Annotated in this window: 11 protein-coding genes and 1 pseudogene; all 12 read right to left on the bottom strand. The window is 59.6% G+C overall.

Features of this window, described 5'->3' with window-relative positions; all coding sequences use genetic code 11:
• Window position 1: 1 nt before the first annotated feature.
• Window positions 2-1,021: a flagellar motor switch protein FliG gene (gene fliG, locus AAEZ09_RS06440; RefSeq protein ID WP_045058890.1), complete on the bottom strand. Its 1,020-nt coding sequence runs from the start codon at window positions 1,019-1,021 to the stop codon at window positions 2-4.
• Window positions 1,014-2,801, bottom strand: a complete 1,788-nt coding sequence (fliF, locus tag AAEZ09_RS06435; RefSeq protein ID WP_205891940.1) for a flagellar basal-body MS-ring/collar protein FliF — start codon at window positions 2,799-2,801, stop codon at window positions 1,014-1,016. The genes fliG and fliF overlap by 8 nt, the downstream gene beginning before the upstream one ends.
• Before the next feature lie 15 nt (window positions 2,802-2,816).
• Window positions 2,817-3,146: a flagellar hook-basal body complex protein FliE gene (gene fliE, locus AAEZ09_RS06430; protein WP_045058888.1), complete on the bottom strand. Its 330-nt coding sequence runs from the start codon at window positions 3,144-3,146 to the stop codon at window positions 2,817-2,819.
• 115 nt (window positions 3,147-3,261) lie between these two features.
• Window positions 3,262-4,635, bottom strand: coding sequence for a sigma-54-dependent transcriptional regulator (locus tag AAEZ09_RS06425; RefSeq protein WP_205891939.1), 1,374 nt, complete (start codon window positions 4,633-4,635; stop codon window positions 3,262-3,264).
• A gap of 125 nt (window positions 4,636-4,760) precedes the next feature.
• Window positions 4,761-5,927, bottom strand: a pseudogene (locus tag AAEZ09_RS06420) (sensor histidine kinase); the annotation flags it as partial.
• A 128-nt stretch (window positions 5,928-6,055) separates the two neighbouring features.
• Complete coding sequence (locus AAEZ09_RS06415; protein WP_045058886.1) at window positions 6,056-7,531, bottom strand: sigma-54 dependent transcriptional regulator; 1,476 nt, start codon at window positions 7,529-7,531, stop codon at window positions 6,056-6,058.
• A gap of 173 nt (window positions 7,532-7,704) precedes the next feature.
• Window positions 7,705-8,001 (bottom strand): flagellar protein FliT, encoded by a 297-nt coding sequence (gene fliT / locus AAEZ09_RS06410; protein WP_045058885.1) that lies wholly within the window; start codon window positions 7,999-8,001, stop codon window positions 7,705-7,707.
• Between the two features lie 33 nt (window positions 8,002-8,034).
• The gene (gene fliS, locus AAEZ09_RS06405) at window positions 8,035-8,415 is read right to left on the bottom strand and encodes a flagellar export chaperone FliS (protein ID WP_045058884.1); all 381 of its coding nucleotides are present in this window, start codon (window positions 8,413-8,415) and stop codon (window positions 8,035-8,037) included.
• Window positions 8,416-8,568: 153 nt separating this feature from the next.
• Window positions 8,569-9,942 (bottom strand): flagellar filament capping protein FliD, encoded by a 1,374-nt coding sequence (fliD, locus tag AAEZ09_RS06400; protein WP_350598678.1) that lies wholly within the window; start codon window positions 9,940-9,942, stop codon window positions 8,569-8,571.
• An 80-nt stretch (window positions 9,943-10,022) separates the two neighbouring features.
• The gene (locus AAEZ09_RS06395) at window positions 10,023-10,367 is read right to left on the bottom strand and encodes a flagellar protein FlaG (RefSeq protein WP_350598676.1); all 345 of its coding nucleotides are present in this window, start codon (window positions 10,365-10,367) and stop codon (window positions 10,023-10,025) included.
• An 86-nt stretch (window positions 10,368-10,453) separates the two neighbouring features.
• On the bottom strand, window positions 10,454-12,142 hold the full coding sequence (locus AAEZ09_RS06390) for a flagellin N-terminal helical domain-containing protein (RefSeq protein WP_350598674.1): 1,689 nt from the start codon (window positions 12,140-12,142) through the stop codon (window positions 10,454-10,456).
• A gap of 241 nt (window positions 12,143-12,383) precedes the next feature.
• Window positions 12,384-13,310: a ketoacyl-ACP synthase III gene (locus tag AAEZ09_RS06385; RefSeq protein ID WP_350598672.1), complete on the bottom strand. Its 927-nt coding sequence runs from the start codon at window positions 13,308-13,310 to the stop codon at window positions 12,384-12,386.
• Window positions 13,311-13,447 lie beyond the last annotated feature (137 nt).

Here is a 13,447-nt window from a genome sequence, read left to right as displayed (position 1 = left end):
CTTAGATCATCTCTTCGCCGCCCTTCCCGCCGAGAACGATTTCTCCGGCTTCGGCCATACGGCGGGCGATGGTGAGGATTTCTTTCTGTGCGGTTTCCACGTCGCTGACGCGCACCGGGCCCTTGGCCTCGAGGTCGTCGCGCAACAGTTCGGCCGCTCGTTTGGACATGTTCTTGAAGATCTTCTCCTTGACGTTCTCGTCCGAACCCTTGAGGGCCAGCACCAGTACGTCGGAGGACACTTCGCGCAGCAACGCCTGGATGCCGCGGTCGTCGACATCGGCCAAGTTGTTGAACACGAACATCAGGTCTTCGATCTGACCGGACAGGTCTTCGTCGACTTCGCGGATCGAGTCCATCAACTGCCCTTCCATCGAGCTGTCGAGGAAGTTCATGATATCGGCTGCGCGCTTGATGCCACCGAGGTTGGTGCGCGAGGCGTTGGAGTTGCCGGAGAACTGCTTCTCGAGAATCTGGTTGAGTTCCTTCAGCGCCGCCGGCTGCACGGTATTAAGCGAGGATACGCGCAGGATGATGTCCAGGCGCACCTTGTGGTCGAAATTGCCCAGCACTTCGCCAGCCTGGTCCGGGTCGAGATACGCCACGACGATCGCCTGGATCTGTGGGTGCTCGTAGCGGATCACGTCGGCGACAGCGCGCGGTTCCATCCATTTCAGGCTGTCGAGGCCGCTGGTGTTGCCCCCCAGCAGGATCCGGTCAATCAGGCCGTTGGCCTTGTCTTCGCCCAGGGCCTGGGTGAGCATCTTGCGCACGTAGTCGTCAGAACCGACGCCCAGGCTGGTCTGGTCGCCGACGATGTCGACGAACTCGCTCATCACCTGCTCGACCTGCTCGCGGTGCACGTTGCCCATCTGCGCCATGGCCACGCCCACACGCTGGACCTCCTTGGGCCCCATGTGGCGCAACACCTGCGCAGCATCGGTAGAGCCCAGGGACAGCAGCAGGATCGCGGCTTTGTCGACCTTGGACAGTTTGGCGGCAACGGCTCGGTTATCACTCATCTGCGTTAATCCACTCTTTCACGACCTGGGCCACACGACCCGGATCTTCTGCCACCAGACTCTTGATTGCGTTCAACTGTGCATCATAGCCTTCGCTCGGACTCGGCAGCAGGATGCTCTGCGGACCGCCGAGGCTGACGCGGTCGTTGGCCAGTTCGCCATCCAGGCCGCCCATGCCACCCAACTCGACGTCGCTGCCCATGCCGACCAGCTGCTTGCCTTTGCCGCCATTGGTGATGTTGTTGAGCACCGGGCGCAGCACACCAAACACCAGCACCAGGATGAACAACACGCCCAGCACTTGCTTGATCACGTCCCAGAACCACGGCTGGGAATAGAACGGCACATCGGCAATCACTTCGCTGCGCTCGGCTGAGAACGGCATGTTGATCACGCTCACACTGTCACCACGGCTGGCGTCGAAGCCGACCGCGTCCTGCACCAGACGGGTGAAGCGCGCCAATTCGTCGGCGGTCCACGGCGCGCGGCTGGTTTCACCGTTGGCCGGGTTGATCTTGACCTGATCGTCCACCACCACCGACACCGACAAGCGATTCAACCGCCCCTGCTGCTGCTTGGTGTGGCTGATGGAACGGTCGAGCTCGAAGTTCTTGGTGGACTGCTGACGCTTGTCTGCCGGGTAAGGCGCCAGCATCGGCTGACCGGTGGCAGGGTCCATGATCTGTTGGCCGTTGGCGTCCAGCAGCGGCTGGCCGGGCTGCACCATGCCGGCAGAAGCGGTAGCGCCACCGGTGGTTGCAGGCGCGGACGCCGGCGATGGCGGTTGGTTGCTCAGGGCCCCCGGTACGCCTTGCGGACCATTGCTGGTGGTGCGTTGTTCGTTCACCGACTGCTCGCTGCGCAACGCCGGCTGGTCCGGATTGAACTGCTCGGAGGTCGATTCGACGGCGCTGAAATCCACGTCGGCGGACACTTCAGCCTTGTAGCGATCGTTACCCAGCACCGGTTGCAGGATGTTGTGCACGCGCTGGGTCAGCATGCTTTCCATGCGGCGGCTGTAATCGAATTGCTTGCCGGCCATGGTCAGCTCGGAATTTTCCGCCTGGTCCGATAGCAGGTTGCCTTTCTGGTCGACCACGGTGACCTGGGACTTGCTCAGCTCAGGCACGCTGGTCGCCACCAGGTTGATGATCGCCAGCACCTGGCCAGGCTCCAGGGAGCGGCCGGAGTACAGTTCGATCAGTACCGAGGCGCTCGGCTTGCGTTCGTCGCGCACGAACACCGAGCTTTTCGGAATGGCCAGGTGCACCCGGGCACCCTTGACGTTGTTCAGGCTGGAGATGGTGCGCGCCAGTTCGCCTTCGAGGCCGCGACGATAACGGGTGGCTTCCATGAACTGGCTGGTGCCCAGGCCCTGGTCCTTGTCGAGGATTTCAAAGCCGATATTGCCGTCGCTGGGAGTGACACCAGCGCCCGCGAGCTTGAGCCGCGCGCGGGACAGGTCTTCGGCCTTGACCAGCAAGGCGCCGGAATTGGGTTCGACGGAGTAGGCAATGTCAGCGGCCGCCAGTGTGTCCATCACTTGCTTGGCGTCCATTCCGGCGAGGCTGCCGTACAGCGGACGGTAATCCGGTTGCTGGGACCACAGAACCACGGCAAAGCCAATGGCCACGCTCGCTGCCAGCCCGACCAACAGGCCGACCTGACGCAACATGGTCATCTGGGAAAGGTTTTCCAGGAAGGACAAGCCGAACAGCGGCGGTTTGCCGTCTATTGCGCTGGCCTTGGCCGGAACGTTATCGCTGGCTGCTTCTGCCATGACTCAATATCGTCCTTAAACCGGCATCTGCATGATGTCTTGATACGCCTGGACCAGCTTGTTGCGCACCTGGGTGATGGCCTGGAACGACACGCCGGCTTTTTCCTTGGCGATCATCACGTCAGTCAGGTCGACACCGCTTTTACCGATCTCGAACGCGGTGGACAGCTGGCTGGACGCCTGCTGGGTTTCGTTCACTTTATTGACGGCCTGGCCGAGCATATCGGAGAAGCTGCTGCCCGGCAGTTGAGGCACGGCGGCAGTCGCTTTAGGCGCAGACATGGCGTCCATTTGCATGGCTCGCATATCCAGCATCAACCGATTAAATTCAATACCTTGGCTCATGTTCCACTCCCAATGACTACCCGCAATTTTTTGACGCTCACTCGGCGGGTATACAGGTGGTAGCAACAAGGGTGCCAGCTATGTGGGCACTGATCACAAATCAGGTTATCCGGGATCAGGTGGCGAACAGGTAAGCTTCCACGTCCATCCCGGCATCGCGCATCTGCGCCAGTTTGTAGCGCAGGGTGCGCGGGCTGATGCCCAGGCGTTCGGCGGCTTCCTTGCGCCGGCCACGTTCGGTGCGCAGGGTGTCGATGATCATCTGGAACTCGCGTCGGCGCAGATCATCCCCCAGCGCCCCGGCGGACTCGGCCTCGACCAGGGGCAGCGGCGCCGCCAATGCCGGCAACGGCGCACAGGCAACCGGCCCGGCCAGGCAGAAATCCTGAGGCTGGATCAACCCGCCCTGCTGCAGGATCAACGCCCGCTGGATGGCGTTATCCAGCTCGCGCACATTCCCCGGCCACGGATAAGCGATCAGGCACGCCTGCGCTTCTGGCGAAAGCCTGGCCGCCGCATGCTTCATTTTATTGACGTGTTTGGCCAGCAGACGCTCAGCCAACGGCAGAATGTCGGCGGTCCGTTCGCGCAACGGGCGCCAGGCCAGCGGGAACACCGACAGTCGATAGTACAGATCCTCCCTGAAGCGCCCCGCCGCCACTTCCGCAGCCAGGTCGCGGTTAGTGGTGGCGACCACCCGGATATCCAGGGAAATCGGCTTGCGCGCACCCACCCGCTCGACCTCGCGTTCCTGCAACACCCGCAGAAGCTTGGCCTGCAGCCCCATGGGCATCTCGGATATCTCGTCGAGCAGGATAGTGCCGCCATCCGCCTGCTCGAACTTGCCCGCCTGCGCGGCAATCGCGCCGGTGAACGAGCCCTTTTCGTGGCCAAACAACGTGGCCTCGAGCATGTTGTCGGGGATCGCCGCGCAGTTGATTGCAATAAACGGCTGGGTAGCCCGATGGGAGTGTTGATGGATGTAGCGCGCCAGCACTTCCTTGCCGGTTCCGGACTCGCCGGAAATCAGCACGGTGGAATCACTGCGGGCCACGCGAGCGGCCAGGTCCAGCAGCTGGGCGCTGGCCGGCTCGAACGCAATCGGCCCCTCGCCCTCGGCTGGGACACTGCCCAAGGCGTGCCGCGCCAGCAAATCGAGCAGCGCCTTGGGCTCGAACGGCTTGACCAGATAGTCCACCGCGCCCTGGCGCATGGCATCCACCGCACGCTCGACCGCACCGTGGGCCGTCATCAGCAACACAGGCAGCTGCGGCTGCCGCGCACGCAACAGGCTCAACAGTTGATGACCATCCATGCCCGGCATGTTGACGTCGCTGAGCACCAGGTTGAACGCATCCTTGGTGACGGCCGTCAGGGCCTCTTCTGCCGAGCCGACGGCGACGTAATCGTGCCCCGCGAGCAGCAGGGTATCGGCCAGCGCTTCGCGCAGAGCCCGGTCATCCTCGACCAGCAGAACCTTGATTGGCATTTGGGTTACTTCGCTCCCTGCTTGCGATGGACGTTTTCGATTGCGGCGGGGACCAGAGTCTCCGTGGCGCTCTCTCGTTTTTCGCGAGCGAGCTCGCTCCTGCAGGGGGGTTGTTCATTGGAAAACAGCGGCAGGATCACCTGCGCACACGTGCCGCGACCGGGTCGCGAGCGCAGCAGCAATTCTCCCTGATGCGCACGGGCGACTGCCTTGACCACGGTCAGGCCCAGGCCCGTTCCGGTGGCCTTGGTGGTGAAAAAAGGTTCGCCCAGACGCGCCAGCACCGCAGGATCGATGCCGCTGCCACTGTCGCTGATCGCCACCCGCAGGTGGTTGCCCCGGGCATAGAGATGCACCTTCAATCGCACGTCCGTGGCGCTGGCCTGGATGGCATTCTCGATCAGGTTGAGGATCGCCCCCACCAGGGTGTCGCGGTTGCACAGCAACTCACCGGCATGGCTATCGCATTGCCAGCGAATCGGCAGACCCTGCACATGCGCCTGGGCCGCCGCCTGAAGCGACTGCATGAGCATTTTGGCGGTGATTCGGTCGGTCAGCGGCAGTTCGCCTCGGGCGAAAATCAGCATGTCGCGCACCTGATGCTCCAGCTCGTGCAGCCGCTCTTTCAAACGCCCGGCGAAGCGCTGTTGCGTGGCGACGGGCAGCTCCTGTTCGGTCAGGTGACTGGCGTAAAGCAAGGCGGCGGACAAGGGCGTGCGGATCTGATGCGCCAGGGAAGCGACCATCCGCCCCAGGGACGAGAGGCGCTCATGCCGGGCCAACTGGTCCTGCAGGTGACGGGTTTCAGTCAGGTCGTTGAGCAGCACCAACTGGCCCGGCTCGGCATCCAGCGAGCGGGTCGAGATCGACAGGCGCCGACCGTCCTTGAGGGAGATTTCATGCCCATCGTCCTCACGCGGCGCAAAGCAGCGGGCAATCACCTGGCGCCACAACTCGCCTTCCAGAGGCAGGCCAAGTAACTCACAGGCCGCAGGATTGGCTTCGCGCACGATGCCCTGGGCGTCGATGACAATCACGCCACCGGGCAACAGATCAAGGAGGTTTTGCAGGCGGTTGGCCAGGCGTTCTTTTTCCGCCAGTTCCTGCATGCGCTGGGCGCTGACCACTTCCAGCTCGCCCTTGAGCTCGGTCACCCGGGCTTCGAGCATGCTGTAGGAATCCGTCAACTGGCTCGACATCTGGTTGAACAGCGCAAACGACTGCTCAAGACCCAGCCGGCTGGCCTGCTCTACGGACGACAGTGGCCCCGAAGCATCAGGGACAGGAGACATCTGGGCGGCTTGGGGCATCGGGCACTCTCGCTTGGCTGACCGTCAGTTAAACGGAACGTTGCGAGGGATGTAGCAATACCCGTGCCTAAAAAAAACCGCCTATAAATGAATGACTTGAAAAACAGGCGTCAATCATCTGCCTGTTCATCACCATCACGCCGGCTCATGCCGTACTTGCGCATCTTCTCCACCAGGGTGGTTCGACGAATACGCAAGCGTTCAGCGGCGCGCGCCACGATGCCATTGGCATCATCCAGCGCCTGCTGGATCAGCCCTTGTTCCAGGCCACCGAGGTAGTCCTTGAGGTCCAGACCTTCCGGCGGCAGCAGGGCATTGGCGGAGAAGTCCGGGGTATGGCCGTTGATGGCCACCCGCTCTTCCAGGTCGCTGCGCAGGCTGTCGACCAGTTGCTCGTCTTCGTCGTCGACGTAACGGAATTTCTTCGGCAACTCGACCACGCCGATCACCCCGTACGGATGCATGATCGCCATGCGCTCCACCAGGTTGGCCAGCTCGCGGACGTTGCCCGGCCAGCCGTGACGACACAGCGACATGATCGCCGCCGAGTTGAAACGGATCGAACCGCGCTTCTCGTGCTCCATGCGCGAGATCAGTTCGTTCATCAGCAGCGGGATGTCTTCGACGCGCTCACGCAGCGGCGCCATCTCGATCGGGAACACGTTCAGGCGATAGTAGAGGTCTTCGCGGAAGGTGCCGATCTCGATCATGCTTTCGAGGTTCTTGTGGGTCGCGGCAATGATGCGCACATCGGCGCTCTGGGTCTTGTTGCTACCCACGCGCTCAAAGGTGCGTTCCTGCAGCACGCGTAGCAGCTTGACCTGCATCGGCAGCGGCATGTCGCCGATTTCGTCGAGGAACAGCGTGCCGCCATTAGCCAGCTCAAAGCGACCAGCACGACTGGTGATCGCCCCGGTGAACGCGCCCTTCTCGTGGCCGAACAATTCGCTTTCCAGCAACTCGGCCGGGATCGCCCCGCAGTTGACCGGCACGAACGGCGCGTCACGACGCTTGGAGTGGTAGTGCAGGTTGCGCGCCACCACTTCCTTGCCGGTGCCCGACTCGCCAAGGATCAGCACGCTGGCGTCGGTGTCAGCCACCTGCTGCATCATCTGGCGCACATGCTGGATCGCCCGGCTGGTGCCGACGAGGCTGCGGAACAGATTGGGTTCGCGATGCCGACCGCGCTCGCGGGCCTGGTCGTACATCTCGCGATAGACCTGGGCACGGTGCAGGGAGTCGAGCAATTTGCTGTAGCTGGGCGGCATTTCCAGGGTCGACAGCACGCGTCGACGCTGGTCATCAGGCAAGTCGCTGGCAGAATTATCGCCCATCAACAAAACCGGAAGGAACTCATCCCAGGTTGAGAGTGTCTTAAGCAAGCCCAAAAGTGCACCAGGAGCATTGACCGTCCCGATAAGGACACAGATCACTTCACGACTAGACGATAGAGAGCCCACAGCCTGCTGCCAGTCATGGCTTCCGCAGGGCAAATTTTCTTCACCGAGAAAATTAAGAATCACCGCCAGGTCGCGGCGGCGGACGCTATCGTCATCAATCAGCAGAATTTTGGTTTCACGCCACATGCAATAGCAACTTCCCTAGTCAACTCGATGCCCGAAATGAGTGGGCAAGCTAGACGCTTGCAGACCTGTTAAGCCTATGAGACGCCTGAAATCAGTAAACAGCCACTAGTTAAGTCAAAAAACCGTGCATAGTCAAATATATGGCGCAGATGTCTGGATTAACCGGGGATTAATTAGCCAAACAGATGGTAAACCTTCGCCGCACTCTTCGCTTGGGTGATCTGCGACATCTCGTCTACTATCGCCTGACGCTCGCCCATCGTCGCCGTCAGTAAATCCTTGTACACCGCCAGCAGGCTTTCCAGATTGGTCCGCACCGCCTCCTCGTCGACTGGCGCTTCGCTCAGCACTTCGTCGACGCATTCCCGGCAGGCCGTATCCAGCTCACCAATCGCATCCCAATCACGCTCGGCCAGCGCATCGATGAGCGCTTCGCGGGTTTGTTCAATCCGTTGCAATGCTTGACTCATGGCGTTGTTCCTCGAGAATTAAAGCGAAGACCATCAGGGCGCGATGGCATCCCATCCTTCCTTGATGTTGCTGAGCAACCCGGCGACCTCGTCGAGAATGAGCGGATCGCTTTTGATGTTCGCCTCCGTCAGGCGACGCATCATGTAGTCGTAAAGACTGTCGAGATCTGCCAAAGGCGTTGGCGATTTCTCTGGGTCCAGGCCCTCACGCAAACCACCGATGATCGCCACGGCCTTGCCGATGCACAGGCCCTTGCCAGCAGTATCGTTGCGCTCCAGCGCGCCCTTTGCCTGGGCAATACGATCAAGGCCGCCTTGCATCAGCATCTGCACCAGGCGGTGCGGGCTAGCCTCGGAAGTCTGCGCGTGCGAGTTAACGCTCTGATACTGGCGTAGGGCTCTCATAGGGTTCATGTTCGATTCCTTGAAAAACTGTAAACGGTCAATTATCTACCATGACTTTTTATCGACCCAAGCCGGCAGAACTTTAGTCTTGGAGCGGCGCGCCAGACAAAAAAAACCCGGAGCGCCTGAGCACAGGAGTCCGGGTTGTCGGTCAGGCAATCATCAGTCGGCGTTGACTTTGTTCAGCGCGTTGAGCGTGGTCATGATGCTCTTGGAGCTCGCGTTCAACTGGGCAACCAGGGTATCCATCGCGGTGTACTTGGCCGTCAGGGTGGCTTGCAGGCTGGCGATACGACGGGTCAAGCTCTCCTGATCATCCTTGAGCGAGTCCAGCGATTCAGTCAGGCTAGTCTGGCGCTGAGCCAGGACCCCCCCCGTTCGCGCATAGCTATCGGTGGCGCTGGTCATGCGATTGATCAAGCCGTCTTTGCCGGTGAACAGCTCGGCGACCTCGGACCGAAATGCACTTACGCCCTTGTCCCACTTGGCATCGTCAAGATCCAGCAGGCCGGTGCTCTTATTGGTGTTGATCCCTAACTGCGACAGCATGCTCAGGCCGCTGGCACCTGAGCCTGCCTCGCCACCGACCAACTCATTGCGCACCGAAGTCACCAGGCTGCGCATCGTAGCATCACCGGTCAACGCACCACCCGTGGTGGAAGCGCCGCCGGTAGCAGTGGCGGATGTCGTGACCTTTGTCTGGGAATTGATCACGGTCAGGAGCGCGTTATAGGCCGACACGAAAGCTTGCGCAGAAGTCTTCAGCTTATCGGTGCTGGTCGACACCGTGATGGTGGACTTTCCCTCGGTGATCAGCTCCAGATTAACCCCACTGACCGCCGAGCTGATCGAGTTGGATGCCGACTCCATCTGCACGTTATCCAGCGTGTACTCGGAGTTCTGCGGAACCGTGGTGACCGTGTAGTCCTTGGTCAGCTCGTCAGAGCCACTGAGGGTGAGGTCCGTGCCCTTGCCGGTGGTCGCCGAACTCAATACCAGTCGCGAACCATTGGCATCAGTCAGGATGTTGGCGCTGATGTTCTTCGACTTGAGCTGGCTATTGATTGCATCCCGGGTCTCTTGCAAAGTCGCACCAGGTTCGATGCTGACGTTATAGTCAGTGCCCGACTGAGAAATGGTCAGCGTGGTGGCCGTGGTGCCGGTATTCACAACGCTCAAAGCGCCCCCGGCAAATACCGCCGTGGACACTTTCGAAGCCGTGGCGAGCTTGGTCACTTCCAATGCGTAGGTGCCATTGGTGGCCCCATCGCTGATGCTGGTCTTGGCGATCTTCTCATCGGAAGACGCCCCGGAAATGCTGCCAAAGGATGTTGCGGTATTGAGCTTGGCAATCGCTGCCCGGTAGGTGTCCAGTGCACTTTTGATCACGGAGATGCCAGACAGCGTGGTGCTGGTCGAAGCGGTCTTCTTGTCGATCTGCGCCTGCTTTGGCGCTTTTTCGGCATCGACCAAGGCGGTGACAATTTTCTGGGTATCGATCCCTGACCCAATGCCACTGACGGTTGAACTTGCCATGTTTCTCTCCTTCCCGGACGATCGCCATGTTCTTGACGAACGATTCACCAATACCAGCCAACATCAAAACACGTGCCAAGTCAGACTTTTTCGTCGAACAACAGGCTGCTGGCGCTACTCAAGCTGGCGGCTAATTTCAAAGCCGCCTCCGAAGGCAGTTGGCGAATCACTTCACCACTCTCCGTAGCGATAACTTTGACCACGATTCTGCCAGTAGAGTCATCAATCGAGAAATCCAGATTGCGCTGAGTCGCCTGCACGAAGTCGCGGATATCGGTTACCGCTTGTTCCAATTCTGCCCGTTTGGGCGGTTCCATCTTTGCTACTGAACTCACATCGGCGGACTGCGCCGAGGGTTTGGCGTTGTTTGTCGCTTGCAACGCGCTAACCGGTTGCGACTGACTTGACGTCACACTCATGTCCATTGCCGTAACCTCACATGAACAACCAGCGGAATGAACAAAAGGGCGCGTTAGACGCGCCCTTCCTTTTCACTGACCAGACGCGCTGATTACTGAAGCAGCTTCAGTACTGCGGATGGCAGTTGGTTAGCCTGGGAGAGGATCGCGGTGGAAGCCTGTTGCAGGGTTTGTTGCTTGGTCAGCTCAGCAGTTTCCGCAGCGAAGTCAGCGTCTTGTACACGGCTACGGGCAGCAGTAGTGTTTTCCGAGATACTGTTCAAGTTCGATACAGTACTGTCAAAGCGGTTCTGTACCGCACCAAGCTGGGCGCGCTGGCTGTCGACTTGCTGGATCGCCTTGTCCAGTGCCTGAATGGCCTGCTGGGAAGTGGCGGCCGACAGGATGCTTAAGTCGGAGACGGTGGTTTTCTGCTCGACCGCAGAAGTCGTTGCAGCGGTCAGACCCAAGGCTAACAAGCCAGTACCAGCGCTGCCTTCAGCCACTTTGATGTCGCTATCGGACGTCAACGCCAGTTTGTTACCGGTAGCCGAGTTGACACGGCTTGCGGTCACGCCCGTACTAGCACTGTTGATCGCGCTAACGATATCGTCCATGTTGTTGCCCGCCTTGACCTTGACCTCCACGCCATTCAGGTTGATGGAAGTGTCAGCTACCAGCTTGGCTTCGTTGGTATCAGCTTTCAGGCCGAGGGTGGCCAAGGAGCCCGCGTTGCCTGCGGTATCGCTCAAAGCAATAGCACGGCCCGTGCCTGCGCCTGCCGCGTCTTTGGAGGTCAGTACGAGGCGATTGTTGGCATCCACAGCGGCCGTTACGCCAGTGAGTGTTACGGTTGCTGCGGTATTGATGGTAGTGGCGATGCTGGCCATAGTGGCGCCAGCTGCGAAGGCGATAGGCTGGCCATTTATGGTAATGGAGCCCGCTGACGCTGCGGTGGTTGCAGCAGTTGCGGTGGAAGCTGTTGTAGTGAGGCCCATGTTTGCAGCACTGTTCTTGGCATCGAAGGAGTTCTTCGAAACCAGTGTCAGGACACCGGCATTATTGACAGCGGTAACACCTGTTTCGGCGGTTTTGGCGTTGATTAAGCCAGTCGCCGCTGCTGCATCCGTACCGGCAGCCAGGGTGATATCAGTGCTGCCGATGGTCAACGTCTGAGCAGGACCAGCAGCCACTGTAGTGAAAGCACCACCTTGGGAAAAGGTAGCACTGTTAGTCACGGAAGCCTGCATCTTGGTCACGGCAGTCGTGGCTGCTGATTCGCTGTAAGAACCTTTCAGGCCAGTTGAGCTCAAATTGCCCATGCCGAACGAGATGGTTTCGTTTGCACTAGAGCCAACTTGAAAAGTGGTGCTTGAAAAAGAACCGTCAAGTAGATTGCGACCGCCGAAGGTCGTGGTGCTGGCGATACGGTTCAGCTCACCCGTGAGTGCGGTGAATTCCTGATTAAGGGAAGTACGGTCGTCATCGCTGTTCGAGCCGTTCGCCGATTGCAGAGCCAGCTCACGCATACGCTGCAGAATGCTAGTGGATTCTTGCATCGCACCTTCAGCAGTCTGGGCGATGGAGATACCGTCGTTGGCGTTTTTCACGGCAACGTTCAGACCATTGATCTGGCTGGTCAGACGGTTAGCGATTTGCAGGCCGGCAGCGTCGTCTTTAGCGCTGTTGATTTTCAGGCCGGAAGACAGACGGCTCATCGAGGTGCTCAGAGCATCGGAAGCCTTGTTCAGGTTTTTCTGAACGCCCAGGGAGGTGATGTTGGTATTAACAGATAAAGACATGACGAATTCCTCGTTGGTTGGGTGCTGCGGCTTCCGGCCCTGGCAACCGCCGGGTGTGGCCTAGAGAACCTTCGTAATAGTTATCGTCGTAAAAGCAGGTTGCTTGAGCGCTTTTTTGATTTTTTTTACTAGCACCGTGCCACTCCTTGCGATTCAAGCGCTTACATCGACACGCCAGAAAGCAAAAACGCCCATGACCTCGCGGCCATGGGCGTTTTTTTGGCGTTATTTAACTGGCGCGTCAGGGGCGGTGAATAATTGCCGAACCCCAGGAAAGGCCCACACCGAAACCACTGATCGCTACGCGCTTCCAGCTGGAGTCGAACATGTGCTTTTCCAGCAGCAGCGGAATGCTCGACGACACGGTGTTGCCGGTCTCGACCATGTCCTTGATGAACTTCTCCGGCTCGCCTTCGAAACGCCGTGCCACGGCGTCAACGATGGCCGCACTGCCCTGGTGGATGCAGAACGCATCGATGTCCTGAGACTTCAGGCCAGACTCATCGAGCAGCTCGTGCAGATGCGCCGGCACCTTGAGCAGGGCAAAGTTGAACACCTGCCGGCCGTTCATATAGAACACGCCGTCGGTGACTTTCAGGTGCGGAGCACCGGAGCCGTCGGTGCCGAACTTGGCTTTGCCGAGCTGCCAGGCTGCATCTTCACCCATCCAGGTGGCCGTGGCGGCGTCGCCGAACAGCATGGTGGTGTTGCGGTCTTCAGGGTCGACGATCTTCGAATACGGGTCGGCGGTGATCAGCAGGCCATTCTTCAGGCCTGTAGCTTCCATGAAGCCCTTGATGGCGTAGATGCCATAGACATAACCCGAGCACCCAAGGGAGATGTCGAAGGCTGCGACGTTGGTCGACAGGCCGAGCTTGTCCTGGACGATCGCTGAAGTGTGCGGCAGCCCTTCTTCGTCACCGTTCTGGGTGACGACGATCAATACGTCGATGGCTTGACGATCGAGCTGCGGGTTGTTGGCGAACAACGCGTTGGCGGCCTCGACACACAGGTCGGAGGTTTCCTGGGCAGCGTCCTTGCGCGGCAGGAACGCCGAGCCGATTTTTCCAAGGATGAATTCTTCATCCTTTTCGAACTTCGCACCCTGAGCATAGTTATCCAGCCCACTCGCTGGCACGTAGCTGGCAATGCTTTTTATGCCAATCATTATGGCTTCCCAATACTAAATAGCTGGAGATCACCGCTCGCAAGACCGAGAGGTACTGACAATACTGGACTTCGCCGAGTGAAAAAATACGGCGCAGGCGCTCCGCCAATCCGGAAAACACGCCCGACAAGGGTCAG

This window comes from Pseudomonas sp. 65/3-MNA-CIBAN-0223 (genome assembly GCF_040310425.1).
Lineage (GTDB): Bacteria > Pseudomonadota > Gammaproteobacteria > Pseudomonadales > Pseudomonadaceae > Aquipseudomonas > Aquipseudomonas gregormendelii.
This window is presented reverse-complemented; position numbering and strand designations above follow the sequence as displayed.

What these genes read in the sequence shown, in the direction of transcription:
- AAEZ09_RS06425 (WP_205891939.1), bottom strand. Translation starts at nt 4,635, where the DNA reads ATGCCAATCAAGGTTCTGCTGGTCGAGGATGACCGGGCTCTGCGCGAA.
- fliS (WP_045058884.1), bottom strand. Translation starts at nt 8,415, where the DNA reads ATGAACCCTATGAGAGCCCTACGCCAGTATCAGAGCGTTAACTCGCAC.
- AAEZ09_RS06415 (WP_045058886.1), bottom strand. Translation starts at nt 7,531, where the DNA reads ATGTGGCGTGAAACCAAAATTCTGCTGATTGATGACGATAGCGTCCGC.
- AAEZ09_RS06395 (WP_350598676.1), bottom strand. Translation starts at nt 10,367, where the DNA reads ATGGACATGAGTGTGACGTCAAGTCAGTCGCAACCGGTTAGCGCGTTG.
- fliF (WP_205891940.1), bottom strand. Translation starts at nt 2,801, where the DNA reads ATGGCAGAAGCAGCCAGCGATAACGTTCCGGCCAAGGCCAGCGCAATA.
- fliD (WP_350598678.1), bottom strand. Translation starts at nt 9,942, where the DNA reads ATGGCAAGTTCAACCGTCAGTGGCATTGGGTCAGGGATCGATACCCAG.
- fliG (WP_045058890.1), bottom strand. Translation starts at nt 1,021, where the DNA reads ATGAGTGATAACCGAGCCGTTGCCGCCAAACTGTCCAAGGTCGACAAA.
- fliT (WP_045058885.1), bottom strand. Translation starts at nt 8,001, where the DNA reads ATGAGTCAAGCATTGCAACGGATTGAACAAACCCGCGAAGCGCTCATC.
- AAEZ09_RS06385 (WP_350598672.1), bottom strand. Translation starts at nt 13,310, where the DNA reads ATGATTGGCATAAAAAGCATTGCCAGCTACGTGCCAGCGAGTGGGCTG.
- AAEZ09_RS06390 (WP_350598674.1), bottom strand. Translation starts at nt 12,142, where the DNA reads ATGTCTTTATCTGTTAATACCAACATCACCTCCCTGGGCGTTCAGAAA.
- fliE (WP_045058888.1), bottom strand. Translation starts at nt 3,146, where the DNA reads ATGAGCCAAGGTATTGAATTTAATCGGTTGATGCTGGATATGCGAGCC.